The sequence below is a fragment of the Sporosarcina sp. E16_3 genome (assembly GCF_017347125.1).
Lineage (GTDB): Bacteria > Bacillota > Bacilli > Bacillales_A > Planococcaceae > Sporosarcina.
The window spans coordinates 22,797-48,636 of sequence record NZ_JADPRX010000024.1 but is presented as its reverse complement, the minus strand read 5'-3'; the positions used below and the strand labels follow the sequence as shown (position 1 = coordinate 48,636).

The following is a 25,840-nucleotide window of genomic DNA, read 5'->3' as shown; positions in this document are numbered from 1 at the left end:
GCGCCGATTTCGGCAGTTTTGGCGGACGACACCCGCACATTAATCCTAGCGATATGATTCTCCCTTGCTATACACGTTGATTTAACGTCCGTAGCACGTTTCGGGTATAAACACTCACCTCGACGCTAGGACGCTTAAAACACCGTCTAAAACAAGGCATTATACACTAACGGTGCATCGGCGATAAATAGCCGCAATTATACGTAAAATGATCGCTACTAAACTTGTTGCGCTTTAATAGAAGGAAGCCAACACGGAAAACGACGTAAAGTTTGTGAAATCCTTCACGTAGTATGACGTGAATATCAAGCATTTTACCGTAAAATACGAAGTGGTCCAAAAGACGCATTGTTCGTGTTTGGGCGATAAAGGAGCGGAATAATGGCGAATTCAACGAAATTACTCGTAGTTTCCGAAAAGCAGGCGAAGGCGCTTCGAATCCTAACGGAGCATTACGAAACACTGAAACCGCTCGACGAATTGACATCGGACGAAATCCTGCAAGCTGTAACGCGCGGATATGAAACGGAGGAATCGAAATGATTAGACGAAACCACAACGTAATACAGGCAGAAATGCGTTTATACGAAGATGCGCTCGATCCTATCTACGACATCGACGCGTTACTCGATGCATTGGCGGCTACACACGGAATCGACCGTTCGGAACTATATGGACCGATTACGGCGTTGTTCGAAATATATGTGACGAAGCACATGTGGGACGACGTAGCAGACAGCCCGCAGAATGCTGAATTACTGGAAATCGTAACTAACGCGGCGCAGCGGAAAGGCGAGGATGTTCTATATAACGCCGGATTTATTGACGGGGTAACGCAGGCGCTCGATATTCTCGACATCAAAATCGAAGGGGTGAACGTAATATGACAAACGCAAAAGTAACGCTACCACGCGAGGTTGTGGAGGCAATTGAACTAAGTAAGTCACAAGGCGATGTAGAGAGGATGGTCGCGATTGTTGCGGAAAAGGACCCTATAGGATACGAGCGGTTTGCCACCATTATGCGACTCGATCTATTTACGTTAATGAAGGCACTAGTCAACGGCTACGAAGTCGAAAAGTCGCCGGAGGAAAAGGTACGCGAGTATTACAACGCAAAAGGTAGTAAACGACGATTTGCGGATCAATACGATAGGGGATATGCTTACGGAATATTGGAAGGAATCGAGAGGACACTCGACCTACTCGGAATTGAAATCGGAGGTGATAACGATTGACTAAACCCACAGGCAAACGAACAATCGCAATCAACGCAGACTACCGCTTATCCATCGACACGGACAACATCCAAATCGAACGCCTCACAACGGTCGACCCGACGAAGGCACCGGCGTACGATCCGGCGAAACACTCGCCCGACCTACGTTATGAATGGAAATCCATCGGAAAGTATTACGCAACTATTCCGCAAGCACTAGAAGGCGTCCTGTATCACGCGTTGAAAAGCGGACCCGATACGGATGTACGAGGATTGCTCGTCGAATTCGAGGCGTTTCGAGCGGAGTTAAGGACGCTGTGGAGTTCGGAGGTGCGCGTATGACGAAGGAACAAATCGAAGCAATCCGCAAGCGAGCGGAGGCAACTACGGAGGGTGAGTGGACAAACTTCGATGATGTGCTATGTGAGTATGTAAACGAAGTGTACGAGTACGATAGATTGACGGAAGGAATCGGCGAAAGAATAGCGGTATGTTCCACTATTAAAGACGCAGACTTCATCGCAAACGCACGGGAGGATATTCCGGCGCTACTTGCGGAGGTTGAGCGGTTGCGGACGATAATCGACGATTTGCTATACGACATGACGAACGAAGATTGTACGGATCAATTCGTAATAAACCAGATACATGCGGAATTAATCGAAAAGCTACTCGGAGGCGATACGCATTGACGAAACTAGCGCCAGCAAAGGCGTGGAAAGAACGCCATATCGACGATTGGACAACTTTGACATTCACGGAGTACCTAAAGGCGCTACACCTCGAAATATTCGGCATCGACTACGTACCAATGGGCGGACGCTGGGCGATGGAGCAAGGAATTATCGGCAATCTGATCGGCACAGCGGGCAAGAACGCCAAGCCGCGGATGGCATCGAATGAATCGGTAAAGGCGTTTATCGACCTTACGTTTAACGCATATACGCCGACTAGCGCATATCCCGGAACAAGCTTCGGCTTTATGTTTACGTATCGGAAACTGGAATGGTCGCGGATACAGGCGCAGGAATTGACGAAGGCTAAACGACAGGCGAGCGTAGAGGATACGCCTGACCTCGAAATACTTAACGGATGGTGGTGACGGTATGAATATATTCCTATGGGTTATGGCGGTATATGTAATTTCCGTAATTATAATGCGGTTTCTAATACGAAAGTTATCCGTAATTAATGGAGATCCGCCGGATGCGACGGAGTTAGTTATAAACTTTATCCCGATATTTAATACCATCAGCATACCGGTAATTATTATCGAGATAATCCAACGGAAATCAAAGCGGACATTCGTCGAAGTGTTTTACGGGATAAAGAAAGACGAGGGAAGGTGACGCAATTATGACGAAATGCATACTCGACGAAAAACGTAATGGCGGATGTTCCGCATGTAACGCACATTGTCAGCATTATATCGCCCTCCACGGCTTAAGCGGAACTGGCGGACGTATTGGTAGCGCAGGATTACCGAAGGATTATCGGAATATCACGCTTGCTAATTCGCCAGTTAAGGCGTCACAATCCGCAATATACGAATCACTCGGAAGATACGCAGATACTTTCGGCAGCGACGATGTGAAGTCCGTTTACTTGTGGAGCGATTCACCGGGGACGGGAAAGACAAGCACCGCGGCCGGACTTATCAACGCATACATCGCAAGGACGTATTATGAAGCACTACTCAAGGACGTACAGCCCCCGCAATTACTAGCGTATTTCCTAGATGTTAACGCATGGCAGGAATTGTATACGGGATTCACGCGACCTAACATTCCGAAGGATATTGCGGAAAAGAGTAGCGAACCATATTACCGGCAGATGGAAAGGGCGAAGATGGCGCCGTTTGCAGTCCTCGATGATTTAGGTGTGCGCGACGCAACAGACGGATTTAGGGGCGACTTGCATACGATTATAAATTACCGTGTATCGAACGGACTTCCTACAATATACACGAGTAACCTCCCGATTGAAGAAATGGCGACCGTGTTTGACGCTAGGCTGTACGATAGGATTCGCGATCAATGCGGAGTTATCCACTTTAAAGGCGTGTCGCATCGAGGAAGACGCTGACAAATAGTAGACACAAAATATTGAAGAGGAGTGATTACATGCAAGAAGTAAAGTGGAGAGAAGTACCATTTGAAATCATGCTTAAATGTGATGGAGAGATAAAGTGTGAATGTTGGTTACTGAGTAACAGCATTAACAAATATGGTATAGACCTAAGAGTACCAATGATGTTCAACGAATTTCTAAGACAAATAGGAATGCATTTAACATCTATGAATTGTAAGTCCTTAATCAAGCAAGCTAATTGGTATGTCATTGATGATGGAGTACAACCTAATTTCTTTATGGAATGACTACTAAACAGTACGACCCTAATAACTCGGAGGAGGAACGCTAACATGACGAAGCCACAACTTAAACCCGGCGACACTGTACGACGCATCGACGACCCCAACGTAACTGGCGTAATATCCTACTCAACATTCGGACTGTCCGTAATAGGTGTAGACCCCGAAGGCGGTTACCAATTCCAAACGTTGGCAAGACCGGCAGCGGTACTCGAGGAATTTTGGGAACGGTATGATGCCGACGGAGAATGCGGAATACACGCGAAGATTCCGGTACTGGCGCAGTAACGAAAGGAGGTAAACGATGGAATACACATTCGAGAAAGTCCGCGGTGAACGGCTGTACCAAGTAAGGATTAACGGCGAGTTTATAACGTATTCAAGCCACAAGGATTCCGCTTTATTGGACGCGTTGCTTAAAGATAACGGATGGGATTCGCGCGAACAATATTACGAGAATCTTATCGGAGAACGCACGCAGTAACGAAAGGAGGCGCTAACTATCGAGCAATCTAAGCTGTTACTTAACAAAATCGTAGAGGACGCAGATATAACGCAACTCACACGTCATAATATAACGCTTGCCGATATGCATACGGATGTGGACCGTGCGACTTACAAGTTTATTACGGAATATTCGGAGCAGAACGGTGGGGCGACGCCATCATACGCAACGGTCACCGCAAAGGTCGAGGGGTTCGAATATATTCCGGAAGTATCCGATGCGTATACGTATTTAGCGCGGGAGATTAAGGGATATTCGGCGAAGCAGGCGGTTATTGCGTTGTTCCGTAGTGGCGAGTTTGAACGTAAGCTGAACGATCTTAGCGGCGAGGAATTTATCGAGCGATGGCTGCCGGAGATTACGGAGGGTATTCGGGCGAAGACGGCTATTAAATCGAAGGTAGGACGTACACTCACGGAAATTAAGGGATCTTTCCTAGAGGAGTACGAGGATCGGAAGAGTGGCAAGTCTAATAAACGGTGGGATACGCCATTTAAGCCGTTGACGAAAGAGATTAGCGGATGGTTTGCTGGTGACGTTTACGGAATTATGGCGGAGTCAGGACGCGGGAAGACGTATTTAATCATAAAAATAATCGATTCGTTACTGCGACAAGGTGCTAACGTCCTCGTTAAGTCGTACGAAGTAAAGGAATACGTATGGATAGCCCGTTTGATTTCGATAATTAGCGCCGTGGACGAGGTTTTCGTAGATGATTTAGGGCGCCGATTAGGCATACCGAATAAGCAGATACTTTCAGCTAAACTGGAAGGACTACCTTACGAAGAATTTACGAAGCTGCTTGTCGCATTAGATTCGTATTATCCCGGCAAGCTATATTTTCAAGGTAAGTCCGACCCTAATATGACGCGGACATTGGACGACTTGGATCGCGAGCTAAAGGGCGGGGGTATTGACGCTGTATTCCTAGACCCCTTTTATGGATTATCCGACGTATATGGTAAAAATGCGAATAATACTACTGGTGGATCAGCGGAATATGCTGCGACAAGATTCGAGAATATCATCGGAGATAACGACGTAGTAGGATTCTACGCGGTACAGGCGACTGTCGAGAAGAAGACGATGGACGAGGACGATGTACGTGAAATGAACCTTCCGACTCGCGACCAAGTTAAGACCTCTAAAAGATTGCTGGATATCGCTACTAACCTTATAAGTTTCGATAGTATTGAAAAAGAAGGAAGAGCGATGGTAGGTATCGAGAAAGGGAGGAACGGGGGTGAAGATTTCCGACTAGAGTTAATGGCATTATTTGACTACGGGGTACTAAAGGAACTGGAAACAGGAGAAGCGGTAGCAGCGGAATTCAACTTTTAGGGGAGGGTATGTCGCGTGATTATAGAACATGATGTTGAGGTCAAGTGGCATGGGATGACTCGTACGCATTATGAAAGTTTAGGATATAAGTTCACAAAGAAAGACGATGTGTTCATCGTTAAATCCACGCAACTATCTCACGGTAGTAATATTCAGGTTAGATTTACGTGTGACTATTGCGGTGATGAAAGTCGTAAGAAGTACGATACGATAATTCGAGGGAGGACTAAAGTACCCAAAGATTGTTGCGGAGGTTGTGCGTCGAAAAAGCACTTGGACTCTAAGCTAATATCTGGAAGTCTTGAAAGTAAGTACCCCGAAATGGCCGCGCAGTGGGATAGGAAGAGAAATAAAACACCGCCAACACAGGTCACTCCGTACTCCGGGATAAGAGGGCACTGGATTTGTGAAAAAGGACATGAATGGGCGTCGCGTGTGTACTCGAGAACAGGCGGAACAATGGTGGGATGCCCAATATGTAGCGAATCTAAGGGAGAAAGATATGTGGCTGGGGTACTGGATGCGTTCGAAGTTCGATACGAAAGGGAGTATCACTTTGACGGTCTTTACGGAAATGGTGGAGGACCCCTTAGATACGACTTTGTTCTAATTGACTCCGACGGCAAAGTAGAAAAGGCAATTGAATACGACGGAATGTATCATTTCCATAAGCTGTTCAAAGATGATGGGCACGAACTAATAGTAACGCACGATCGAATAAAGGATGAGTACTGTGTAAGAAATGGAATACCCTTGTTGCGGATAAAATACACAGAAATAGACCGGATTTGGACTAAGGTTATGCGATTTATCCAAGGGTAAAAAGATTACCACTGAATTCCACCTAACACGAAACATCCTACTACGCGTGGGAATCCGACGAGGTAAAGTACCCTATATAGTAGGCGGTGCTCGAGTTCATTCGATGGCAAAATCTCATAGAACGACGATTGATCGTGGATTAATACGCTAACGGATGATTTCGTAGTAATATCGTAATAAGACACATACTAATTAATAAGGGAGTTGAGCATATGGATAAAAAATTAAAAGTCAATAAAGAGATATTGTTTTATGCTTTTAGGTATGCATTGGGGAGAATGTCTTATGCGCCGAGTACAATAATGGACAATATTAAAGCCAATATCAATGATTTAAGTACGGGTGACATACAAGCATACATTCGGGAAGTAGCCGAGTGCGAGAACTACGGTATGGAGATGGATAAAACGAGCTGGTTAGGATTTAAAGCGTATTTAGAGAATGAATTAAAGATTCGGCAGTAATCAGTTCGACCATATAACGAAGTAATCGAATTATGACCGTTCTTCACGCCGGCGGTAAGTTCGGACATGGCGGCTATAAACCGATCGGAGGTTTACATGGCGTTGGGGCATCTACTGTTTGTGCGACACCTAAAGGAATCTTCGGGAGTGGTTACGGCTGATTTCGTATTCATAATTGGCGGAAATGCCCAGGGTAAAAGGGTAAACGTAGGCGGGGCAAGTGTTCATTTAATGTCAAAATCGCATAGAACTTCGAATGGTGATGAATACGACACAAACGGAAGATTCCGTAGTAACATTGTATTAAGCAGTCGACACATAAGGATGAGGAGGAATAGGAATGGATGATAAGTATTTAGTTCTCAATAGGGAAGCGATTATAAAGGCGTTAACGGAAGCAGAAATCGACACCGTTGACTTGCTCATCGAGAAAATTATAGAGGTCGAAGGGTTTCAAACCTATACGGTTAGCGAATGTAAGAATGCAATGGGTAGAGAATATCTAGTGACATTTGAAGATGTTGATTCTATTGTGGTGTCAGTAAAAGAAGATATAAATAGACCGAACAATCCAGATTGCGAAGAGGTTTTAAGAGAATTCATCGAAGATAATTACGGATATAAAAAATACGACTACATTGAAATCAGTACGTGTGAAAGGTTCAACGTTTAGTCAACAGTACGAATCTACGGGTATATAAAGCAGTTAAGGCACAACGTATAGTATAGGAGGCAAACGCAAAATGCCGATAATCAAAATCCGCAACCACGAAGTCGACGTCGATATAACCGAAGAACTATCCGCATACAACTGGCAACGACCGCGATGGTCCGCAGATAAACTTATCGCAGCCAGTCCGTTTCGCCCCGACGATACGCCGTCCTTCTTCGTCATGCTAGACGGAGATTACGCCGGATCGTGGGGAGATAGCGGTGCGTTCGACGACGAGTACAAGTCCGGCAGCTTTACGAAACTATTAGCGTATCTTCGCGAGGAATCCCACGAAGAAACTGAACGCTACCTACTCGATCAATACGGAATCCTCTACGAAGACGCCGAGGACATACGCCTGCCTGAAATACGCTTGGCGCAGCGTGGCACAGTCGTGCAGGTGCCGTCCGACACCGTTACGCAAGCAGTAAGTCCGTATCTGACTAGACGCGGAATTAGTGCGGTGGTACAGCGACAATACGGCGTAGGGTACAGTGAAAACTATAAGGGATATACAGCAATGCCGTGGCATACGCCGGATGGTCGGATAGCAAACGTAAAGTATCGAAGCACCAAAGGCAAGACGTTCTTCTACGAAAAAGGCGCTACTCCTATAAATACGCTTGTCTACGGATTGGCTAACGTGAATGCGGATAAGGCGACTACTGCGGTATTGTGCGAAGGGGAAATCGACGCACTAAGTTGGGCTACGGCGGGCATACACGGAATAGCCCTTGGCGGATCATCGCTAAGTGGTGCACAATTGGACGCTATCAAACGGAGTAGTATTCGTAGGCTACTAGTTGGCGGGGATAACGATGGTCCAGGAAGGCGGCTGAATGCGCAGATAATACGGGAATTAAGCGGATATGTCGAATTATACGGAGTCGATTATAAGGCGCATAACGACGCCAATACTGTATTAGTTGCGGAGGGTAGCGAGGGACTGCGAAAAATGTCGAACGATTCGTTGTCGAAACCGTCGGTTATTTGTATACAAATCCCGAACATAGGCGTAAAGTAGGCTAGGAATAGGTAACAGATGTTCGGGGTATGTTCGGACATACCGGCTAAACAGACGAGCATTACGCTCGCCCGCGACCGACTAGTTCCGCTTAATCTCGAATAAGTCGTCCAGAGTACAGTGGAGGATTAGCGCAAACTTCGCAGCAGTCTCGATGGTCATTACGACTCTATTATTCTCATACGCCGATATGTTGGCGCGTGCAATACCGGAAATCCTTTCGAGGTCACGTTGTGATACGCCTTGCGCCCTGCGTCGGTCGCGTAGTAGACAACGCAACTGGACGTCTATGGTCGCACACCTCCGCGACTATCTTACCATAATTTACCGCGATTAAAAAGACGCCAGTTACGGCGCCTTCGGTAATACTTCGACGATCTCTTCTATAGAGACGTTAAGATACTGGCAGACTATCGCTAGTTTGTCGATGCCGACTGGGCGATCGTTGTTGAGGTCGCCGGTACAGTTCGAAGTAATGCCGGTATCGCGCGCTAGTTGGCGTAGGGAGATTCCGCGACGGTCGAGGATGGAACGAAGTTTTGCGTAGGTGAACACTGTATGCAACTCCTTTCTAAATTATTACACAAATTGATTGACAATATCAAACACTAGCATTATAGTAATAAGTATAGCAGATGAAACAAAGATTAAAAGTTTTAAAACCACGCGGTCCGAAAGGAAAAGTTTGCGGGGCATATATAGTAGGAGGGATGAAATGATAGAATACGAAGTTCATAGCTACTCTGAAAAATGGGTTGTCGACACAGTCCAGCGAGCGGTCGAAACCATCGCGCATCAGTTAACCGACACAGCAAAAGTTGAGCGTCGAACGCTAATCAAAGTAGGGCGGTACCTCGCAATGGACGAGGGCAACAAGAGAAATCGCGGTCACATAGGTCGTTTGATCTTCCGTGAAGTCAACGATGCGTTAAAACGCAATCGTAGGGAGCACGCAGAACACCTCGCAGATTTAACATCGAGCGACGAAGAAGGACAGGCAATCGAGTACGAACCCCAAGACGTTTTGGCGAACGTCAACAGCAGAAACCTAGAAATAAAAGAAACGATCAACCTTTTGGCGAAGGAAGACCGTCGTAAAGAATTTGTTCTAAACGCATGGGCTGACGGATACACAGATGACACCGAAATTTCCCACATCTTGGCGGATGTATTTACGGGACAAGCTACAGGTCATCTTAGTTTCATCAAGCGTTTTAGAAAGACATGTCGCACGGTACTAACCGCGCAGGCTATTTAGTTGTCGAAGGCGTCTTTAAGTACGCCAACTTTCGATAGTATATCATGTAATCATTTAATCATTCAATCCGTAGCCCTCAATTCTAACTTGTGAAACATGGAAATAATCCGCAATACCAAAACTAAAAACAATCGGAGGTTAACGAAATGCCTTTCCATACTACGTATTATACGCAAACGCATGACGAATTATACACGCATTCACAACGGAATTTAAGCGAAGACAAAACGACGTTCCTTCTATATAACGGAGCAATCGAATCCGACGAAGATCCGGCGGACTACTACGCGCCAGTAAAGGCGGTGCGTATCGCATGACAATAAAGCCGTTGAAATATCGCCCATCCGTCCACGCCATTGAACGCTTACGGGAATACTTCGGAACATCGGAAATACACGCGACTGATTACGCAAACGAACTTATGGTAGGCGCACAATTCGTAGAAATGGCGCAAAAGGGACGACGCGTATTTAAAAGCGTAGTCGAGGACGTAATGCTCGTAATCGGCGAGGGTGGCGTAATAATCACGGTGCTACCTCCGCCGGGCAAAGGTAAGAACAACGCATATACGATGCATGAGGGTCGATTATCCGACGTAATCAAAGCAGCGGTCCAGCGAGAATTAACGAAGGCACGTCGCACGTTTACTCGGGAGTATCGCGCAATCACTGAGGAAATCGCAGTCATCGGAATGGAAATCGCGCAGCTATCGTTGAATAAGGCGCGTGCAAGGTCGCCAATTACGCAGAAACACATTACGGACAAAGTGGCGTTAATCCACGCAAGGCAGGAAGAACTGGCGGAGGATCGTAAAGCGTTGAAAGCGGAGTATCAGCGCTTGCAAGACGAAGCTAAGACGTATGCGGTTGAAGCGTAACAAAGCCGGCGATACTTGCGTCGGCTAACGTATCTTAGCGGTTTCAGACGAGGCCATGAGTGGCAGCGCGGTGTAAAAGTAGGCGCCCTTTCCGCTAGGGTACGTTAGCGGGCGCAGGTACGGCAGTCGTGTACTATATCGCGAACGACTGCTTACGCGTTCGAAGCAATAATAAAACAACGAAAAGGGGACGATGATTTGACTAACTATACCACAGGGGCAGACGCACTATCCGCATTAAACCGCACGGACGACGCAGGAAGTGGCGCTGAATTCGCAAGCTTTAAGTCTGGGACGTCGTATTTCGTTAAGGTACTCGGCACGGCGGACTTGATTTCGTTCTTCTCATACGGAATCTTCGGCAAAGTACACTCATTCGTAGCTGAAACACCTTCGAAGAAATCAGCGAAAGGCTATCCGATTGACGCGCTCACGGTTTGGGATAAGGCGTGGAAATACCACAAGGACTTATCGAAGGATTTCAACGATGCCCACGGTCAGGAAGCCGGGAAGTATCGCGCGAAAGAACGATTCGCAATGGGATTCTTCGACCTATCTACGGGCGAGCCGATCATTGTCGACGTATCTAAGAACCAAGCGCAGGCAATCCACGGAATTATCACGAAGAATGAAAAGCGGCTGGATAAGATGGTGTTCGAACTGTCGAAGCAAGGCGCAAGCACATCGACGACAGTCAGCCTATCTCCGGTTATGTATCCCGACGAGGATTTGACGGACGTACAGCGCGCTAACATCGCCAAAGCACCGGAAGCATTCGATATGGCGCTATTCAACGGCTTACTATTCGAAGCGGACGAACAGCAACAAATCGACAACCTCGTACAAGCGGGCTTCGATATTTCGCTGATTGGGCTGACTAAGACGGCAGCGACGGAAACGCCCGTAGATAATACGAAAGTCGATATTGATGATTTACCGTTCTGAATGCGCAAATAACCCGAAAGGAGCGTGAAGAACCTTACTAAAAATAAAGATGCACGATATGCTGGTCGATGCCAAGAAGTGTCCGGAGTGTGGGCAGGTTAGGCAGATGTATATGTTCATCATGAGGGGAATAAAGAGCGGGGAATGTATCGAAGAGTGCTTAGATTGTCGGTACGATTCCCGCAAGAAAGGGAGAAGGCCTAAGACTACGAAAGATGAACAAGTAGTTTTTATAGACGGCGAGGCATACAAGAAGTGTTATCTCTGCTTCGAATATAAACACACTTCTGATTACGTAAAAGAAAAAACTCGTGTTCTTGGGGTTGAAAATAGGTGTAAGGTCTGCAAGAGGAAGAATCATTATTGTCGGGAAAAGAACGTAGCATACTACCGCGCTAATAAGGAACGCCTTGACGAAGCTTCCCGGAAGTGGAAGGCAGGTAACAGGGAACGGTATTTAGATACCATATCCGCTAAGGAAAGTAGACGTAGAGCTAACGCAAATAAGTCGGTTAGTACGTTAAGTCCTGACTCCCACTTCTTAATTAGAAGAAACTTCAATGACGTGTGCCCATTGACAGGTTCCGCGAGTACTCACATAGACCACTTCATCCCTGTGAGTTGGGGGTTAGGCGGGTCAGACAACACGAACCTTATTCCCTTAGACCGAAGGCTTAATGCTCTGAAGGGAAATAAGAACCCATTCATTTGGGCGGAAGCTATGTTAGCGGAGGGTGAATTCGAGAAAGATGCGTGGGAAGCACTAGTCTCTCGATTGGCTAAGATGAACGATTTGACCTTGGAGGATTACCGCGACTTTGTATTTATGTGCGAACCTACCTAACGAAAGAAAGGACTGAGTAAAGTAGCTCACTTAACCCAGATAACTGGCGCCGTTAGCGAATTAACGGCAGCCTCGCTACTAATGACGCAACTAGGTTACGAAGTCAGTAAGCCGTTGGTCGACGAATGTTACGACTTATTGGCGCGAGATCCCGTTAACGGCGACTATCACCGTATACAAGTTAAGACTCTTAGAGTCCGAGCCGACCGCGACAACGCATTAGTCGTATATGCACGGAAGGGTAACGGAACTGCTTATACGGAGGATGAAGTCGATTATATTATCGGAGTCGACGGAAATCATGCGTACATGTTCGAATGTACCGGATTAACAGAATACTGGTCAACGGAAACATCGGCAAAGACGCGCTGGCTACGGCTTGCGACTACTACATTGGAGGCGGTTATATAATGGCGAAGATGACAATTGGCGAAATCACATACGAAGGTACGGCGGTAGAATTGGCGGATTTGGTTCGGGAGTTTGGCGCGTTGGCGACGGAGCAGGCGGTAGTTACTGCGCCCGAAACGTTGAAGGTCGGCGACTACGCAAAAGCACTTACTACTTCGGAGTTCGGCGAGATTAAAGCAGGTGAAATCGTCGAGATTACGGACTTAGACGCATCTTATCCAGATGACCCGCACAGCATCGAAGGCGAAACGGAAACTAAGACGTGCTACTTCCGTCCGCAAGACCTCGTTAAAGTCGATGCGCCTACCAAGCCGAATGCACCAAAGCCGAAAGTAGGCGACATCGTAGTAATCACGGCGAATACGAATGGCTCCGTAAATAAAGTCGGTGATATCGGTAAGGTTGTCGAAGGAGAATATAACGACGAAATCAACGCAGCTGTGCAGGTTACTGGCGGAGAGACTTTCTCCAACTTTACGCTATTCACCGAAATGCGCCTCGCAACGCCTGCGGAAATCGAGCGTTACACAAAGGACGCAGAAGACGCCCAACGTGCGGAAGTGTTTACGAAGGCAGGACGCAAGGTTGACGAGTATAAGAAGGGCGATATTGTACGGTATCTCGGAAATTCGACGATGAAGGGCAGTCTTGCGGAGGTAGAGGAAGATTCCGAAGGATACGGAATTCGCATTATAACGCAACCGAGCCGATTCGCGCCGGTATCCACGGAAAGACCGGAAGATATTACGCCTATCGCCTTCGTAGAATCGCGAGTCGATGCGAAGTGACAACGTGTAACTTCTGCAACACAACCGTCGAACTCGAAGACAGCACTTATGACGACCGTTTAGCGCAATACTACTGCGGCCGTGCGTGCTTCCTCGATTGGGCGGACGATAACACGGACGAACTTACCGACTTTTACGAAAGGATGAACGTCACATGAACGACGTAAAACTAACGCTAAATATCCGACAGCCTCCTACGACAAGCGATGCGGTTAAGACGGCGGCTAAACGTAAGGCTGCGTCGATTGAAACGATGGAGGACGCTTGGGTGCGGATTCTTGCGATGAATAATAGTCCGCCGGATCAACAACGACTGCTCGCCGTAAAGGTCGCCATGCAGGACGGAGAAGTCGGAAGGGATTCGCCTGAAAAGCGATTCAGTAAAGCCGAAGCCCTCCGTATGTGGCGAACACTAGACGCAAAGAAACAAGCGGATAACCTCCGCAGAATGGTCGAGGAAATGCCGTCGAACTACTGGCTGATTACGGATAAGGAACGGTTAGCCGAGTTCATGGGGATTATCGGAAGTGAGACGGAGATCGTGTATGACGTGGAGACTACAGGCGTCGATATTTGGGAGGATTACATCGTAGGTTACGTAATCACAGCTATCGAAGCGGATATTCACGGATACATTCCGACTAAGCATGACGATGATGAGCCGCAACTAGACCACGAATACGTTAACGAAGTGCTTCGCCCATTACTGGAAGACGCTGACATCGGAAAGGTTGCCCACGGAGCGAAGTTCGATATTCATATGACACTACGCGAAGGAATCGACTTTAAAGGATTAACGTGGGATACGCTAGAGGCGATGAAACTCCTTAACGAAAACGAAATGTCATACGCGCTTAAACCGCTAGTCACGAAGTACCTTAACGAACCGTCGCAAACATACGGAGAACTTTTCGGACAGCGCGGATTCAACGAGATACCGTTAGACGAGGCGGTCGCCTATGCAGCGAAGGACGGCGATGTCACTCTAAGGCTGCGTGATTTCCAACGTGAACACTTAGCGAAGATGCCGAGCGTCCTAACGTATTTCGAAACGGTCGAGGTTCCGTTAATTCCGTTGATAGTCGAAATGGAAACGGAAGGCTACGAAATCGACTTGGAGTTTGCGGCTACTTATGGCGATGAATTACGTAGGGATGCGGAGATATACGGTAAGCGATTATCCGAAGTATTCGGCGATATAAACATAAATTCGCCTGTACAACTGAAAGCCACGATTGAGGGGCACATCGGCAAGGCTATCGCTGATACGGACGCGAAAAGGACACTCAAACCGTTGTCGATGGATTGGCCGATCATTGCGGACTTACTGAGTTATCGCGAGATTAATAAGCTACTCGGAACGTATGTCGATGCTTTGCCCGAGATGATTCGTAAAAAGACTGGAAGATTACACGCTAACTTTAATCAGAACGGAGCAAAGACGGGTCGATTTAGTTCGAATAACCCGAATTTACAAAACCAGCCTTACCAAGCTAGAAAGATGTTCGTTGCTCCGGAAGGCTACTATATCGTGAGTGCGGATTTCTCGGCGCAAGAAGTGCGGATTATCGCTAGTTTATCGGGTGAACAAGTCCTACTGGATGCGTTCGAACGTGGAGTAGACGCCTACGCAACGCTTGCCTCAGAGTTCTTTAATAAGCCTTACGACGAGTGTTACAAACTCCCAAACGGCGACGATACCGAGGAACGCAAGCGGATGAAAGTCGTCCTGCTTATGTCAATGTATGGGGCCAGCAAGCACGGTCTAGCAACCGCATTAGATATCAGTGTAGAAGAAGCAGCGAAGTTCTTAGTCGACTTCTTTAAGAAGTATAAAAAGATTGATGCATTCATTAAAGAGTCCGAGAAGTTCGCTAATAAGCACGGGTTTGTATGGATAGGCGACGAACAAAGAAAGAGGCGGTTGCCGGACGCTAAAGGGAACTTGAAGATATACGACCCTAAGCGTAATCGAGCTATGAGGCAGTCGAGTAATGGGCGCGTTCAAGGGCTAGCTTCTATACAAACAAAGGAAACGATGTTGGCGCTACATGCCGAGGCTAAGAAGCGTGATTGGAAACTGTGGTCAACGACCCATGACGAAATCCAAGTCCTCATGCCTACGAGTTCTGTTAAAGAAGATTTCGATAAGTTAGACGAGATTATGACACAGACTCACACGTTTGAAGGCGTGAGTAACGAAACCGACGTGGAAATTCAACTTAGGTGGAGCGACTCGATCACGTTAGAGGAATACTTGAGGGGCGTTGAAGTTCCTAAATTATAGGGAAGTGGGGGCGATGTTGTGACCGCTATTGTAACTATGACAAATACGGAGAAAGTGGCGCTAGTAGATTTAGCAGATTATGGACTCGTGAAGGATATTCCTTGGTATACGAATGCCGACGGGTATGCGGTAAAGAACTTATACAAAGGTGAATACGTATGGGAGAACTTAATTATGCACCGATTAATAATGGGCGCCGGTAAAGGTCAAATCGTTGACCACAGAGATGGAAATAAATTAAACAACACTAGGGCTAATCTGAGGTTCGCAACGGTCACAGAAAATAATCGAAATGAAGGTCCTACTGTACGGAATACCACTGGATATAAAGGAGTTACAAGAAGAAACGGAAGATTCGCAGCTACCATCAGAAATAACGGCGTTGGGGAGCGGTTAGGTAATTACGACACCGCTAGAGAAGCGGCGAAAGCGTATAACATTAAGGCTGAGGAATATTTCGGGAAATTTGCGTGGCTAAATGACGTGGATCACGAAGGGTTTGAAATCAGGAAGTTGCCAAAACAATCCTCTATGTACAGAGGCGTACATTACGTCGAAGTGAGAGGTAAGTGGGTAGCCAGCATATGGAACAACTCAATTAAGAAAAAGATAGTTATTGGATCATATGATACGGAGGATGGCGCAGCTTTAGCATACAACGCATACGCCAAGGAATTGAAAGGCGACAAGGCTCACGTAAACATAGTACAGAAGGAGACGACAATATGACAAACATGCGAAAACTAACGCTAATCAAACGATCCATACCAAGATGCCCTGCGTGTACTATGATGCAGCAGGCGCTAGAACGCGAAGGCGTACCGCACGTTACGATTGATATTACGGAAGATATGGACGCAATCGCGCAGTATGGCATCTCGAGTATTCCCGTAATGATTATCGAGGATGCGGACGGTACGGAAATCGAACGCCTAGCGGGATTCCATCCGGCAGAAGCTGTAGCGGAGTTACTGAAAGGGGAGCGATAATATGACGGAATTCACAACAGACTTATCCGTACAAATAGAAGGCGACTTGTCCTCACAGATTGAGGGCGATTTCATCGCAATGCTCGACGAATGGTTTTCATTACCGGAAGTATACGACGATAAACTCGATTCACAAATACACGCATGGTACGTTAACCCCCCGAAAGTGTGGCCGGAAAAGCCGTACTTCTCACCGTCGGCGTTAGGTAGTTGTCCGCGTGAGCTGTACTTGAAGGCGAAGGGCGCGGAGAAAGATAACTTCCGACAACCCCCACATCAAAGCCGTCAAAAGAAAATGGGAACGCTGACGGGCGATATGATCCAACGTGAAATCCTACTTATCGAAAAGCATTACGCAAAGCACACGGGCAACGAGCCACGGTTTAAGTTTCTACGTGATGACAAAGGTCGCCCCCGCTTCGAGGAATTCGCGAAAGCTAACGTCAAGGTGTCGCACAACGGGGAAACGTTCAATTTAAGCGGTTCACCTGACGGCATCATGCAGTATACGACGGACGGTGGCGAAGTTATCCGCGTCGGTCTCGAAGTAAAGTCGAAGGCATCTACGGCAGCTAAGACATCGGCATTCTCTATGCGGGAACCGGACGAAAGCCACATCGTACAAACGCAATGTTACGCAAAGATGTACGGATGTGATTATTACGTAATCCTCTACGTTAACCTATCGAAGAAAGGCTGGGCGATTTCCGACGAAGATTACGCTAAGACGCCAGACATTCGAGCGTTCTGCCTACACGTTACGGAAGCGGATAAACTGGCGCTACTCGATAAGCCGGCGTCAATAACGAAGGCAGTCCGAGAAGGAACGCCCCCACCGTTGAGCCTCGACGATTGGCTTTTCAATAATTTTAAAACAGCGTGTGCACTCGATCTATCCGACGAAGAATACGCAGAACTAATCGAAATCAATCGTAAGATGCAGCATTCGAATTTGCAGGCGTTTAAGAAGCGCGGCTATGCGGAAGCTATCGAGTTTATAACGGAGATACGTAAGGGCGTGAGCGGTTGACGAACTTTACGGAAATCACGTTGGCGATGGATTTAAGTTTATCATCGCCGGGATTCGCAGTCCTCGCAGTATGTGTAGACAAGGGCGAACGCAAGCCGATCATACTCGAAAAGTCGCACGTTAAGACGAATCCTAAGCAAAGCCACGGAGCAAGAATCGCGGACATAGCGGACGAGATAGCCCGCTTGCTGACGATATACCTTCCGCAGCACCTCGTCCGTGAGAAGGGATTCAGCCGATTCCCTGCCGTAACGCAGACGCTGTTCAAAGTCGTAGGAATCTCCGACTACATGGCGTATATCCACGCTGACGCAACGGTAGCCGAAATCTCACCTACATCGGTCAAGAAGACCGTCGCAGGTAGCGGCAAGGCATCGAAGCAAGACGTACAGGACGCTGTAATCCGCATACTACAGATTGAACAGACGGATTACTTCGCTAATGACGACGAATCGGATGCAGCAGCGGTCGGCATAGCGTACCTACTCGGAAAGGGATTGATAACGGAATGAGCAAGCTAGGAGAAGTAATCGGCACACTCATCGTAGTGGCCGTCGGCAGTATGATCGTACTTTCATCGGCATCTATTACGTGGCTCTTTCTTACATGGGCGTTCGGAGGCGGTCGATAATGGACGAAGTTAGGCGATTAGAGTTATTACGCTTAATGGACGAACAACGCGGAGAAATCCTGTACGACATTGCCCGTGCGAAAGTCGGACTGGGCCGTATGGAAAAGGCGTTGCTCGACGTACAGGATGCGATACAAGACTTAATTGACGAAAAGGGGACGAATGAATGACGCATAAAATTAAGAAGCGTGACGGTACGATTGCCGTCTTTAATATAGATAAGATTACGCAAGTTATTAAGTTAGCGGGCGAACGCACAGGAGAGTTTGACGAGGTTGAGGCGATTAGGCTGGCGATGGTAACGGTCAATAATATCGGATTCAACGATAACTTAACGGTGGAAATCGTACAAGACGAGGTGGAGTTAGCGCTTCTTAATTCGGAATACAAGACCACCGCTAAGTCGTACATCATCTACCGTGAGCAACGTAAGCAGGCACGCAAACCTGACATCTTCAAGCGACGACTCAACCTTAAACCGTTCGAATATCCGCTCCTTATCGACTACAAGGAAGCGGTACAACATTCGTATTGGCTACATTCCGAATTTAACTATACGTCCGATATACAGGACTTTAAAGTCAACGTAACGGACGCCGAAAGAAATGCGATTAAGAACGCCATGCTCGCGATTGCGCAAGTAGAGGTATCGGTCAAGACGTTCTGGGGCGACTTGTATCACCGCTTGCCGAAGCCGGAAGTAGGATCGGTCGGCTATACGTTTGCGGAAAGCGAAGTACGCCACCAAGACGCATATGCACACCTACTCGAAATACTCGGAATGAATAACGAGTTTGAGAATATCGAGAACATTCCCGAATTGTTCCAACGTATCGACTATCTAACGAAAGGCGCTGCGTTATCACGGACTGGAAGTGATCGAGACTATACGTTGTCAATCCTCCTATTCTCGCTATTCATCGAACACGTATCGCTATTCTCGCAGTTCCTAATTATTATGTCGTTCAATAAGCACAAGAATCTGTTTAAAGGCGTATCCAACGTAATCGAGGCAACATCGAAGGAAGAACAGATCCACGGAATGTTCGGCATCGAACTAATCAATATTATCCGCGAAGAGCATCCGGAATGGTTCGACGAGTCCCTAGAGCGTGCAGTCGTTGAGTCATGTAAGGAAGCGTACAGGTCGGAGGAAATCGTAATCGACTGGATTTACGAACAAGGCGACCTATACTTCTTGCCGAAAGCTACCGTCAAAGAGTTCGTTAAACAGCGTCTAAACAACTCGCTAGAAAGTATCGGCTATGCGCCAATCTTCGATATTGACGCAGAAGTAGTAGAGCAGACGGACTGGTTTTCAGACGAAATTATTGCCACGAAGCACGTAGACTTCTTCGTTAAGAGAAGCGTCAATTATACGAAAAGGGCGCGTAGTATTACGGGGGATGACTTGTTTTGATGTAGTAGACACATTAGGTGAAGGAGTGGCGTGGTTTGAAACTCAAATGCATTAAAGAAATAGAAGGATTTACGTTAGGGAAAACATATAAATTACTTGGTTGCGCAGGGGAATATGTGCAATTAAAAGACGATAACAAGCAAGTAACTACTTTGTATGAAAGCTATTTCACATCAGCGAAGTAATAAGCAGCACGACCCATCTACCGAACATACAACGAAAAGGGGACGATTCATAAATGACGAACAAAGACTTCGTATGGCTAAACGATATAAGCAAGGACTTCCTTAACAGCGGATACCTAACGGAAGGTGTATCGCCCGAACAACGTATCAAATCAATCGCAGACACGGCGGAGGGCATCCTCGGTATCGAAGGATTCTCCGACAAGTTTTACGGATATATGTCGAAAGGCTACTACTCGCTATCGTCGCCGGTATGGTCCAACTTCGGAACGAATAAAGGACTTCCGATTAGTTGCTTCGGATCGCACATCGAGGACAATATGGGCGGTATCCTACAGACGCAGGCCGAGGTCGGCATTATGAGTAAGTTTGGCGGAGGCACATCGGGTTACTTCGGAGACTTGCGACACCGTGGCGCTACTATCACGGACAACGGTAAATCATCGGGCGCCGTCCACTTTATGAAACTGTTCGAATCTATCATCGACGTAGTATCGCAAGGGTCAACGCGTAGAGGACGTTTCGCTCCGTACCTTCCGATTGACCACGCTGATATCGACGAGTTTCTAAACATCGGCACAGAAGGCGACCCTATCCAAGAATTAACGCATGGTGTGACGGTATCTAACGCATGGCTCGAAGCTATGGTCGCAGGTGATTCGGCTAAACGCGCTACATGGGCGAAGGTTATCCAGCGACGAGTGGAAATCGGCTTACCGTACATCTTCTTTACGGATACGGTGAACAACGGAACGGTCGACGTTTACAAAGATAAGGGATTGCGGATTAATCACAGTAATTTATGTTCGGAAATTGCGTTACCGAATAACGATGAATGGTCGTTCGTCTGCAACCTATCGTCTATGAACCTCCTAACGTACGAAGAATGGAAGGAAACGGACGCAGTTGAGACGATGATTTACTTCCTAGACGCGGTTATGACGGAGTTCCTAACGAAACTAGAAGCACTACGCGATTCAGACGCTAAAGAAGATCGTACGGCGTTTAAGTTTATGGAGCGGGCGTACAACTTTGCGAAGGCTAATCGCGCACTAGGACTCGGAGCATTAGGCTGGCACTCGTTCTTACAGTCGAAGATGATTCCGTTTGATAGTATGGACGCGACTAAGTATAACTCGCAGATATTCCGTCACATACAGGAGAAGGCGTTAATTGCTTCGAAGGAACTGGCGGTAATGTTCGGAGAGCCGGAAGTATTGAAGGGTTACGGTCGACGTAATACAACGCTAACAGCGGTCGCACCTACGACAAGTTCAGCGTTTATCCTCGGCCAAGTGTCGCAGAGTATCGAGCCTGTCTGGTCGAATAACTACGTTAAGGACGTAGCGAAGGCGAAGGTTACAATTCGTAATCCGTATTTGACGGAAGTACTTGCGACGTATGACAAGGATACTCGCGAAGTGTGGAATAGTATTCGCGATTATGACGGATCGGTACAGCATCTCGACTTCTTGACGGACCACGAAAAGGACGTATTCAAGACGTTTAGCGAAATCAGCCAGTACGCAGTAGTCGACCAAGCGGCCATTCGTCAGCAGTATATCGACCAAAGTCAGTCGCTTAATCTCATGATAAATCCGAATGTACCAGCGAAGGAAATAAACGATGTAATTCTGCACGCTTGGGAAAACGGAGTCAAGACGTTGTATTACCAACACGGAACTAACGCAGCGCAGCAGTTCAGCAAGGATAAGCTATGTGCGATGTGCGAGGCTTAATAACGCATTCGAGACGTAACTAAAACGCAAAGGGGCGATTTATTTGAAGGTCTGCACAGGTTGCGGAAAATCAAAACCCGTCGACAACTTCTATAAGAAACTCGAAAAGACTACTACCAAATGTAAACCTTGCTCTGCTATATACAATAAGCGGATCGAGGGAGAAAACAAAGTTAACTACTTCTTCGATAGAAGTTCCTCCTCTATACGTAGAAGAACAGACCCAAGTAGAGCGCCTGCTAAAAGCAAAACGTATACAGATCGGGGAATTCAATGCTTGCTGGGCACTACGTCTAAAGAAGTTTCTGATAAATTAAAGGAGTTATTCTATACAGAAGCCGAGAGGATGATTTTACGAGGTGAAAGGCCTTCTATTGACAGAATAGACCCTTATGGACATTACGAAGAAGGGAATATAAGGCTAATCACAGCAGAGCAGAATACGCCGGACGGAGAAACGATGGGCACTGCCGTAAGAGTCACCTCAACAGATGGGAGCACGGTGGAATATAAAACGATTTTAACCGCGGCTAATCAAACAGGAAGTAGCCGTAGTACCATCCGAAAACAGCTTAACGGATACCCGAAGTTCAATAAGCGCGGACTAAAATTCGAAAGGGTGGTATAAATGGCGAAAAAATACGGCGAGATTAAGTGGAAATGGTTGGCTGAGCGAGGACTTGACGTAATGGACGATAAACACCAATACGCTTATATGCAATCGTTATGGACTTTGCCGAAAGAGTTGCAAGGCGTATTCTGCGAAGCTGCAGCGGGGACTGGTAAAACTGTCCTTGCAACACTTGCCGGAGCCTATGCCGTTGAGAAAGGCGAATACGACCGCATCATCTATATTCGTAATACCGAAGTAGTCGGTAAGGAAATCGGATTCCTGCCCGGTGATTCCACGGAAAAGACTGCGCCGCATATGACGCCATTCATAAGTGCGCTCGACCTCGTTAAGCCCGGCACATTCGAAGCGTGGGAGGCGGATGGAAAGGCGTTCGCTATTAGTCCGACACATGAGCGAGGGGTTACGTATGATAACGCCTTTATTATTATCGACGAAGTACAATCACTTGGACTCGACGAATTACAGACGATATACACGCGTCCGACAAGTTCGTGCAAAATCGTATCTATCGGATCGTTGAAACAAATCGACAATAAGAAGCTTACCCGGTATGGAGGATTAACACCTTTCGAAGTCTACATGCGTCATTTCGAAGGACAGAGGTCCTCATTCCATAAGCTTCATACTAACTGGCGCGGGCCATGGTCGTTGCACGCTGATAACGTAGCGGATACGGTCGATAAGATTCTGAAAGGGGCGCTATAAATGACGTACACAAAAGAACGCGAGGACTTCTTCAAGCCGCCAAGTGCGGAGGTGCGCCCGCAAGTTAAGGCGCCGACAACAATCGACAAACTAACGCAAATGTACGATATGCAGACAGCGCTCGATAGTCGTATCATCGCCGAGCGTAGCATCGTAAAGACGCTTGACGAGTGGGTTATCGCGCTAACTATCGCAATGGAATCGGAAATCGACGAGATACGGCGCGAAGTTAACTGGAAGCACTGGAAGAATCCGAAGCCGGTCGACATACCTGCGTTACAAGGCGAAGTAATCGACGTAGTGCATTTCGTATTATCCCTCGCTAGACACGTTGGGCTGACGCCGGACGATATTCACCGCTTGTACATCGAGAAGAATGCGGAGAATCACGACAGGCAGGCGGGTATTACAGATAAAGACGGATACGATTCGAAAGGGGCGCTATAAATGACGAAAACTATTGAACCACAACGCATAAACGTACTAGACGACAAGGGGTATGTCATCCTCCACGACGTAATGGGAAGCGACCTATCCGTCGTAAATGCAGCAAGAGTTTCCTACGATAAGAAGTCGGAGGCTCTTACGGACGGCGACCGCAGACTAATCGCATTCCTAGCGCGAGAAAGGCATACGTCGCCCTTCCGACATGCCTTCTTACAATTCGAAATATACGCGCCGTTAATGATTTCGCGCCAATGGCATAAACACATTATCGGTTCGGATCACTCATTCAACGCACATAACGAAAGTAGTCGCAGGTATATCACAGAGGAAGCCGCGTTCCACATTCCGGAAGCAGACGCATGGCGATCAAAGCCGGCTAACAGCAAGCAAGGAAGCGGCGCAACTTTAGATGTTGGCGAAGGTACGCTATTAACGAAGGAACTGCGGAAGCACGTCGAGCAGAGCGAACGTCTTTACGAAGATGCGATGGCAAACGGTGTAGCGCCGGAGCAAGCACGCCTATTCCTTCCAGCATATTCGATGTACGTCCGCTGGTATTGGTCCGCTAGTTTAGCCGCAGTATGCCACATGCTTAATCAGCGCCTAGCATCGGATAGTCAATACGAATTTCAACTATACGCAAAAGCCGTACTCGAACTGATTAAACCGCACTTCCCCGTCAGCATCGACGCACTAGTAAAGGACGTGGACGCATGAACCTCGCCAAACGCACGGCACTCGCCCTACTAATCATCGCATCATCCGCGTACCTAATCACAAGCAAGCCGGAGCCTCCCGTACCAGACGAGGATGCCCGACCCATTGACGCGTTGGCGGCTAATACTACGGCTGTCAACGCAATCAAGACGGAAGCACTACGCAGGCAACACGACCGAAACTACAAAGCGTTACAGCGTCAGGCGGTCATCTACGCGCAGGAAGCCCACGCACAAGGAGCGCTCCGTATCGCAGAGGCGAAGCATAAGGCGGACGTAAAAGCGGCACAGGCACGCGTAGCACAATCCCGCGTAGCGCAGGCGTCACGCACAGCACCGCCGAGCCGCAGTCAAGCATACGTAGGGCAGGCGCAAAGCTACGAAGCTACATTTTACACGGCGTTCTGTCCTACGGGATGCACCGGCGTTACAGCGAGTGGTTACGATGTGTCGAGCACTATACATTACGAAGGTATGCGCATCTTAGCAGCGCCGGAGTCGGTTCCGTTGTATTCAATATTGCGGATTACACTGGCGGATGGCTCAACGTTTGACGGAATCGTGCTTGATCGGGGCGGGGACATCGGCGCCGGTCGCATAGACATTCTCGTTAAGACACGGCAAGAAGCGTATGTACTCGGTAGGCAAGCGGTTGAGGTTCGGTTGGTTAGGCGAGGTAAATAAGGAGGTGCTGGAATGTTCTTTGCATTTATATTAGGCGCTCTTACGGGAGTTGTCGCTATGTTGGTATTTGAGAATTACTAATCGAAAGGGGAGCGATATTATGTTGAAGAAGATGCCGAAGGCGGGCGATAAGGTTCGATATTTAGGTGGGGACGGTCATGATGCGCCTGTAAAAGTAGGAAGCGTCTACGAGGTGCTGGATACTCGCAACGCCGATGAAATGCGTATAACTTCGGAGGATGGAATTTGGTACCTCTACGGTGAAAGACATGAAGAAGGCTGCGATTTCGGAAAGTACGAACTCGTCGAAGAAGGCGTAAATCAGACGCAAGCCGATGCCGTCCATTCTCCACAACATTATACTCAGGGAGGCGTAGAGGTTATCGACATCATACGCCAAGCAACGGATGGAGCGGGCGGATTCGAAGGACTGTGCCTCGGTAACGTCATAAAGTACACGATGCGCTATCGCCATAAGAACGGCGTAGAAGATTTACGGAAAGCGCGCGTATACCTCGACTGGCTTATCGACGAATTGGAGGCGAAGCAATGACGGAATCCTACCGCGCACCTAATCCCGTCCCCCTATTCCGAAAGCAGTCGCAAGAACTAGACGCAGATACGTCGTTCATCCTAAGTACCCTCGTAATCATCGACGGAGGCGGACGGTTGGAATCGGAAAAGGTGGCAGACATGCGTGTGCTGATTGACGCTTATTTGACGGATACGGGCAGGGAATCGCTCGGGTGGATGCGGAAGGGGACGGAGATATGACGAGTTTAGAAGCGGTCT

General features: G+C 47.6%; 43 protein-coding genes. 41 read left to right on the top strand and 2 right to left on the bottom strand.

Features of this window, described 5'->3' with window-relative positions:
• Window positions 1-381 precede the first annotated feature (381 nt).
• The 17 genes from I2483_RS13920 to I2483_RS13845 all read left to right on the top strand — a co-directional run bounded on the left by I2483_RS13920 (window position 382) and on the right by I2483_RS13845 (window position 8,458).
• Window positions 382-543, top strand: coding sequence for a hypothetical protein (locus I2483_RS13920; RefSeq protein WP_207277736.1), 162 nt, complete (start codon window positions 382-384; stop codon window positions 541-543).
• The gene (locus tag I2483_RS13915) at window positions 540-887 is read left to right on the top strand and encodes a hypothetical protein (protein WP_207277735.1); all 348 of its coding nucleotides are present in this window, start codon (window positions 540-542) and stop codon (window positions 885-887) included. The genes I2483_RS13920 and I2483_RS13915 overlap by 4 nt, the downstream gene beginning before the upstream one ends.
• On the top strand, window positions 884-1,237 hold the full coding sequence (locus tag I2483_RS13910; protein WP_207277734.1) for a hypothetical protein: 354 nt from the start codon (window positions 884-886) through the stop codon (window positions 1,235-1,237). The genes I2483_RS13915 and I2483_RS13910 overlap by 4 nt, the downstream gene beginning before the upstream one ends.
• On the top strand, window positions 1,234-1,560 hold the full coding sequence (locus I2483_RS13905; protein WP_207277733.1) for a hypothetical protein: 327 nt from the start codon (window positions 1,234-1,236) through the stop codon (window positions 1,558-1,560). Before I2483_RS13910 ends, I2483_RS13905 begins: the two co-directional genes overlap by 4 nt.
• A complete protein-coding gene (locus tag I2483_RS13900) occupies window positions 1,557-1,910 on the top strand; it encodes a hypothetical protein (protein WP_207277732.1) in 354 nt (117 codons plus the stop codon). The genes I2483_RS13905 and I2483_RS13900 overlap by 4 nt, the downstream gene beginning before the upstream one ends.
• On the top strand, window positions 1,835-2,320 hold the full coding sequence (locus I2483_RS13895; RefSeq protein WP_255550446.1) for a hypothetical protein: 486 nt from the start codon (window positions 1,835-1,837) through the stop codon (window positions 2,318-2,320). Before I2483_RS13900 ends, I2483_RS13895 begins: the two co-directional genes overlap by 76 nt.
• A gap of 4 nt (window positions 2,321-2,324) precedes the next feature.
• Window positions 2,325-2,567, top strand: coding sequence for a hypothetical protein (locus I2483_RS13890; protein ID WP_207277731.1), 243 nt, complete (start codon window positions 2,325-2,327; stop codon window positions 2,565-2,567).
• 7 nt (window positions 2,568-2,574) lie between these two features.
• On the top strand, window positions 2,575-3,303 hold the full coding sequence (locus I2483_RS13885) for a P-loop NTPase family protein (RefSeq protein WP_207277730.1): 729 nt from the start codon (window positions 2,575-2,577) through the stop codon (window positions 3,301-3,303).
• A 38-nt stretch (window positions 3,304-3,341) separates the two neighbouring features.
• Window positions 3,342-3,596, top strand: coding sequence for a hypothetical protein (locus I2483_RS13880; RefSeq protein WP_207277729.1), 255 nt, complete (start codon window positions 3,342-3,344; stop codon window positions 3,594-3,596).
• Between the two features lie 45 nt (window positions 3,597-3,641).
• Window positions 3,642-3,878: a hypothetical protein gene (locus tag I2483_RS13875; RefSeq protein ID WP_207277728.1), complete on the top strand. Its 237-nt coding sequence runs from the start codon at window positions 3,642-3,644 to the stop codon at window positions 3,876-3,878.
• Between the two features lie 16 nt (window positions 3,879-3,894).
• A complete protein-coding gene (locus I2483_RS13870) occupies window positions 3,895-4,074 on the top strand; it encodes a hypothetical protein (RefSeq protein WP_207277727.1) in 180 nt (59 codons plus the stop codon).
• Between the two features lie 105 nt (window positions 4,075-4,179).
• On the top strand, window positions 4,180-5,436 hold the full coding sequence (locus I2483_RS13865) for an ATP-binding protein (RefSeq protein ID WP_207277726.1): 1,257 nt from the start codon (window positions 4,180-4,182) through the stop codon (window positions 5,434-5,436).
• A 15-nt stretch (window positions 5,437-5,451) separates the two neighbouring features.
• The gene (locus tag I2483_RS19685) at window positions 5,452-6,258 is read left to right on the top strand and encodes a zinc-ribbon domain-containing protein (protein WP_207277725.1); all 807 of its coding nucleotides are present in this window, start codon (window positions 5,452-5,454) and stop codon (window positions 6,256-6,258) included.
• A gap of 212 nt (window positions 6,259-6,470) precedes the next feature.
• Entirely contained in the window at window positions 6,471-6,722 is a 252-nt protein-coding gene (locus I2483_RS13855) for a hypothetical protein (protein ID WP_207277724.1), read from the top strand.
• Window positions 6,723-6,754: 32 nt separating this feature from the next.
• Window positions 6,755-6,883 carry a hypothetical protein gene (locus tag I2483_RS19445; protein ID WP_255550445.1) on the top strand — a complete coding sequence of 43 codons (129 nt, stop codon included), beginning with the start codon at window positions 6,755-6,757 and terminating at the stop codon, window positions 6,881-6,883.
• 179 nt (window positions 6,884-7,062) lie between these two features.
• Window positions 7,063-7,395, top strand: a complete 333-nt coding sequence (locus I2483_RS13850) for a hypothetical protein (protein ID WP_207277723.1) — start codon at window positions 7,063-7,065, stop codon at window positions 7,393-7,395.
• A 70-nt stretch (window positions 7,396-7,465) separates the two neighbouring features.
• The gene (locus tag I2483_RS13845) at window positions 7,466-8,458 is read left to right on the top strand and encodes a toprim domain-containing protein (RefSeq protein ID WP_207277722.1); all 993 of its coding nucleotides are present in this window, start codon (window positions 7,466-7,468) and stop codon (window positions 8,456-8,458) included.
• 81 nt (window positions 8,459-8,539) lie between these two features.
• On the opposite strand, the gene I2483_RS19770 is transcribed toward I2483_RS13845, so the two are convergent.
• Window positions 8,540-8,737, bottom strand: a complete 198-nt coding sequence (locus I2483_RS19770; RefSeq protein ID WP_207277721.1) for a helix-turn-helix domain-containing protein — start codon at window positions 8,735-8,737, stop codon at window positions 8,540-8,542.
• A gap of 69 nt (window positions 8,738-8,806) precedes the next feature.
• A complete protein-coding gene (locus tag I2483_RS13835) occupies window positions 8,807-9,013 on the bottom strand; it encodes a helix-turn-helix domain-containing protein (protein WP_207277720.1) in 207 nt (68 codons plus the stop codon).
• Between the two features lie 130 nt (window positions 9,014-9,143).
• On the opposite strand from I2483_RS13835, the gene I2483_RS13830 reads away from it, so the two are divergent.
• From I2483_RS13830 to I2483_RS13720, 24 genes are all read left to right on the top strand, one after another.
• Complete coding sequence (locus I2483_RS13830) at window positions 9,144-9,716, top strand: hypothetical protein (protein ID WP_207277719.1); 573 nt, start codon at window positions 9,144-9,146, stop codon at window positions 9,714-9,716.
• A gap of 146 nt (window positions 9,717-9,862) precedes the next feature.
• Window positions 9,863-10,033: a hypothetical protein gene (locus tag I2483_RS13825; protein WP_207277718.1), complete on the top strand. Its 171-nt coding sequence runs from the start codon at window positions 9,863-9,865 to the stop codon at window positions 10,031-10,033.
• Window positions 10,030-10,593, top strand: coding sequence for a hypothetical protein (locus I2483_RS13820; protein WP_207277717.1), 564 nt, complete (start codon window positions 10,030-10,032; stop codon window positions 10,591-10,593). Before I2483_RS13825 ends, I2483_RS13820 begins: the two co-directional genes overlap by 4 nt.
• Window positions 10,594-10,791: 198 nt before the next feature.
• The gene (locus I2483_RS13815; protein ID WP_207277716.1) at window positions 10,792-11,538 is read left to right on the top strand and encodes a hypothetical protein; all 747 of its coding nucleotides are present in this window, start codon (window positions 10,792-10,794) and stop codon (window positions 11,536-11,538) included.
• A 58-nt stretch (window positions 11,539-11,596) separates the two neighbouring features.
• Complete coding sequence (locus I2483_RS13810) at window positions 11,597-12,382, top strand: YheV family putative zinc ribbon protein (RefSeq protein WP_207277715.1); 786 nt, start codon at window positions 11,597-11,599, stop codon at window positions 12,380-12,382.
• A 12-nt stretch (window positions 12,383-12,394) separates the two neighbouring features.
• Window positions 12,395-12,793, top strand: coding sequence for a group I intron-associated PD-(D/E)XK endonuclease (locus tag I2483_RS13805; protein WP_255550451.1), 399 nt, complete (start codon window positions 12,395-12,397; stop codon window positions 12,791-12,793).
• Window positions 12,793-13,581: a hypothetical protein gene (locus I2483_RS13800; RefSeq protein WP_207277713.1), complete on the top strand. Its 789-nt coding sequence runs from the start codon at window positions 12,793-12,795 to the stop codon at window positions 13,579-13,581. Before I2483_RS13805 ends, I2483_RS13800 begins: the two co-directional genes overlap by 1 nt.
• Window positions 13,582-13,735: 154 nt before the next feature.
• Window positions 13,736-15,868, top strand: coding sequence for a DNA polymerase (locus I2483_RS13795; protein ID WP_207277712.1), 2,133 nt, complete (start codon window positions 13,736-13,738; stop codon window positions 15,866-15,868).
• A gap of 18 nt (window positions 15,869-15,886) precedes the next feature.
• Window positions 15,887-16,597, top strand: coding sequence for an HNH endonuclease (locus I2483_RS13790; RefSeq protein WP_207277711.1), 711 nt, complete (start codon window positions 15,887-15,889; stop codon window positions 16,595-16,597).
• Window positions 16,594-16,857, top strand: coding sequence for a thioredoxin family protein (locus I2483_RS13785; RefSeq protein ID WP_207277710.1), 264 nt, complete (start codon window positions 16,594-16,596; stop codon window positions 16,855-16,857). The genes I2483_RS13790 and I2483_RS13785 overlap by 4 nt, the downstream gene beginning before the upstream one ends.
• A 1-nt stretch (window position 16,858) precedes the next feature.
• Complete coding sequence (locus I2483_RS13780; protein WP_207277709.1) at window positions 16,859-17,887, top strand: hypothetical protein; 1,029 nt, start codon at window positions 16,859-16,861, stop codon at window positions 17,885-17,887.
• A 26-nt stretch (window positions 17,888-17,913) separates the two neighbouring features.
• The gene (locus I2483_RS13775) at window positions 17,914-18,399 is read left to right on the top strand and encodes a crossover junction endodeoxyribonuclease RuvC (protein WP_255550449.1); all 486 of its coding nucleotides are present in this window, start codon (window positions 17,914-17,916) and stop codon (window positions 18,397-18,399) included.
• Window positions 18,396-18,518: a hypothetical protein gene (locus I2483_RS19440; RefSeq protein ID WP_255550443.1), complete on the top strand. Its 123-nt coding sequence runs from the start codon at window positions 18,396-18,398 to the stop codon at window positions 18,516-18,518. The genes I2483_RS13775 and I2483_RS19440 overlap by 4 nt, the downstream gene beginning before the upstream one ends.
• On the top strand, window positions 18,518-18,688 hold the full coding sequence (locus tag I2483_RS13770; RefSeq protein WP_207277707.1) for a hypothetical protein: 171 nt from the start codon (window positions 18,518-18,520) through the stop codon (window positions 18,686-18,688). The genes I2483_RS19440 and I2483_RS13770 overlap by 1 nt, the downstream gene beginning before the upstream one ends.
• A complete protein-coding gene (locus I2483_RS13765) occupies window positions 18,685-19,938 on the top strand; it encodes a ribonucleotide-diphosphate reductase subunit beta (protein WP_207277706.1) in 1,254 nt (417 codons plus the stop codon). The genes I2483_RS13770 and I2483_RS13765 overlap by 4 nt, the downstream gene beginning before the upstream one ends.
• 35 nt (window positions 19,939-19,973) lie before the next feature.
• Window positions 19,974-20,123, top strand: a complete 150-nt coding sequence (locus I2483_RS13760; RefSeq protein ID WP_207277705.1) for a hypothetical protein — start codon at window positions 19,974-19,976, stop codon at window positions 20,121-20,123.
• Between the two features lie 53 nt (window positions 20,124-20,176).
• Complete coding sequence (locus tag I2483_RS13755) at window positions 20,177-21,862, top strand: ribonucleoside-diphosphate reductase subunit alpha (protein ID WP_207277704.1); 1,686 nt, start codon at window positions 20,177-20,179, stop codon at window positions 21,860-21,862.
• 277 nt (window positions 21,863-22,139) lie between these two features.
• Window positions 22,140-22,490 carry a hypothetical protein gene (locus tag I2483_RS13750; protein WP_207277703.1) on the top strand — a complete coding sequence of 117 codons (351 nt, stop codon included), beginning with the start codon at window positions 22,140-22,142 and terminating at the stop codon, window positions 22,488-22,490.
• Window positions 22,491-23,201 carry a PhoH family protein gene (locus tag I2483_RS13745; protein ID WP_207277702.1) on the top strand — a complete coding sequence of 237 codons (711 nt, stop codon included), beginning with the start codon at window positions 22,491-22,493 and terminating at the stop codon, window positions 23,199-23,201.
• Window positions 23,202-23,252: 51 nt separating this feature from the next.
• Window positions 23,253-23,648, top strand: a complete 396-nt coding sequence (locus I2483_RS13740; protein WP_346267730.1) for a dUTPase — start codon at window positions 23,253-23,255, stop codon at window positions 23,646-23,648.
• Window positions 23,649-24,365, top strand: coding sequence for an FAD-dependent thymidylate synthase (gene thyX, locus I2483_RS13735; protein WP_207277700.1), 717 nt, complete (start codon window positions 23,649-23,651; stop codon window positions 24,363-24,365).
• Complete coding sequence (locus I2483_RS13730; RefSeq protein WP_207277699.1) at window positions 24,362-25,048, top strand: RlpA-like double-psi beta-barrel domain-containing protein; 687 nt, start codon at window positions 24,362-24,364, stop codon at window positions 25,046-25,048. The genes thyX and I2483_RS13730 overlap by 4 nt, the downstream gene beginning before the upstream one ends.
• 49 nt (window positions 25,049-25,097) lie before the next feature.
• Window positions 25,098-25,601 carry a DUF3310 domain-containing protein gene (locus I2483_RS13725; RefSeq protein WP_255550442.1) on the top strand — a complete coding sequence of 168 codons (504 nt, stop codon included), beginning with the start codon at window positions 25,098-25,100 and terminating at the stop codon, window positions 25,599-25,601.
• On the top strand, window positions 25,598-25,822 hold the full coding sequence (locus tag I2483_RS13720; RefSeq protein WP_207277698.1) for a hypothetical protein: 225 nt from the start codon (window positions 25,598-25,600) through the stop codon (window positions 25,820-25,822). The genes I2483_RS13725 and I2483_RS13720 overlap by 4 nt, the downstream gene beginning before the upstream one ends.
• Window positions 25,823-25,840 lie beyond the last annotated feature (18 nt).

Bases quoted from the DNA above. Each gene is read 5' to 3' on its own strand.
- I2483_RS13855 (WP_207277724.1), top strand. From the start codon at position 6,471: ATGGATAAAAAATTAAAAGTCAATAAAGAGATATTGTTTTATGCTTTT.
- I2483_RS13720 (WP_207277698.1), top strand. From the start codon at position 25,598: ATGACGGAATCCTACCGCGCACCTAATCCCGTCCCCCTATTCCGAAAG.
- I2483_RS13755 (WP_207277704.1), top strand. From the start codon at position 20,177: ATGACGAACAAAGACTTCGTATGGCTAAACGATATAAGCAAGGACTTC.
- I2483_RS13870 (WP_207277727.1), top strand. From the start codon at position 3,895: ATGGAATACACATTCGAGAAAGTCCGCGGTGAACGGCTGTACCAAGTA.
- I2483_RS13820 (WP_207277717.1), top strand. From the start codon at position 10,030: ATGACAATAAAGCCGTTGAAATATCGCCCATCCGTCCACGCCATTGAA.
- I2483_RS13880 (WP_207277729.1), top strand. From the start codon at position 3,342: ATGCAAGAAGTAAAGTGGAGAGAAGTACCATTTGAAATCATGCTTAAA.
- I2483_RS13780 (WP_207277709.1), top strand. From the start codon at position 16,859: ATGACGGAATTCACAACAGACTTATCCGTACAAATAGAAGGCGACTTG.
- thyX (WP_207277700.1), top strand. From the start codon at position 23,649: ATGACGAAAACTATTGAACCACAACGCATAAACGTACTAGACGACAAG.
- I2483_RS13910 (WP_207277734.1), top strand. From the start codon at position 884: ATGACAAACGCAAAAGTAACGCTACCACGCGAGGTTGTGGAGGCAATT.
- I2483_RS13915 (WP_207277735.1), top strand. From the start codon at position 540: ATGATTAGACGAAACCACAACGTAATACAGGCAGAAATGCGTTTATAC.
- I2483_RS13825 (WP_207277718.1), top strand. From the start codon at position 9,863: ATGCCTTTCCATACTACGTATTATACGCAAACGCATGACGAATTATAC.
- I2483_RS19445 (WP_255550445.1), top strand. From the start codon at position 6,755: ATGACCGTTCTTCACGCCGGCGGTAAGTTCGGACATGGCGGCTATAAA.
- I2483_RS13775 (WP_255550449.1), top strand. From the start codon at position 17,914: ATGGATTTAAGTTTATCATCGCCGGGATTCGCAGTCCTCGCAGTATGT.
- I2483_RS13770 (WP_207277707.1), top strand. From the start codon at position 18,518: ATGGACGAAGTTAGGCGATTAGAGTTATTACGCTTAATGGACGAACAA.
- I2483_RS13885 (WP_207277730.1), top strand. From the start codon at position 2,575: ATGACGAAATGCATACTCGACGAAAAACGTAATGGCGGATGTTCCGCA.
- I2483_RS13875 (WP_207277728.1), top strand. From the start codon at position 3,642: ATGACGAAGCCACAACTTAAACCCGGCGACACTGTACGACGCATCGAC.
- I2483_RS13765 (WP_207277706.1), top strand. From the start codon at position 18,685: ATGACGCATAAAATTAAGAAGCGTGACGGTACGATTGCCGTCTTTAAT.
- I2483_RS13745 (WP_207277702.1), top strand. From the start codon at position 22,491: ATGGCGAAAAAATACGGCGAGATTAAGTGGAAATGGTTGGCTGAGCGA.
- I2483_RS13920 (WP_207277736.1), top strand. From the start codon at position 382: ATGGCGAATTCAACGAAATTACTCGTAGTTTCCGAAAAGCAGGCGAAG.
- I2483_RS19440 (WP_255550443.1), top strand. From the start codon at position 18,396: ATGAGCAAGCTAGGAGAAGTAATCGGCACACTCATCGTAGTGGCCGTC.
- I2483_RS13890 (WP_207277731.1), top strand. From the start codon at position 2,325: ATGAATATATTCCTATGGGTTATGGCGGTATATGTAATTTCCGTAATT.
- I2483_RS13795 (WP_207277712.1), top strand. From the start codon at position 13,736: ATGAACGACGTAAAACTAACGCTAAATATCCGACAGCCTCCTACGACA.
- I2483_RS13730 (WP_207277699.1), top strand. From the start codon at position 24,362: ATGAACCTCGCCAAACGCACGGCACTCGCCCTACTAATCATCGCATCA.
- I2483_RS13845 (WP_207277722.1), top strand. From the start codon at position 7,466: ATGCCGATAATCAAAATCCGCAACCACGAAGTCGACGTCGATATAACC.
- I2483_RS13900 (WP_207277732.1), top strand. From the start codon at position 1,557: ATGACGAAGGAACAAATCGAAGCAATCCGCAAGCGAGCGGAGGCAACT.
- I2483_RS13865 (WP_207277726.1), top strand. From the start codon at position 4,180: ATGCATACGGATGTGGACCGTGCGACTTACAAGTTTATTACGGAATAT.
- I2483_RS13800 (WP_207277713.1), top strand. From the start codon at position 12,793: ATGGCGAAGATGACAATTGGCGAAATCACATACGAAGGTACGGCGGTA.
- I2483_RS13810 (WP_207277715.1), top strand. From the start codon at position 11,597: ATGCTGGTCGATGCCAAGAAGTGTCCGGAGTGTGGGCAGGTTAGGCAG.
- I2483_RS13785 (WP_207277710.1), top strand. From the start codon at position 16,594: ATGACAAACATGCGAAAACTAACGCTAATCAAACGATCCATACCAAGA.
- I2483_RS13850 (WP_207277723.1), top strand. From the start codon at position 7,063: ATGGATGATAAGTATTTAGTTCTCAATAGGGAAGCGATTATAAAGGCG.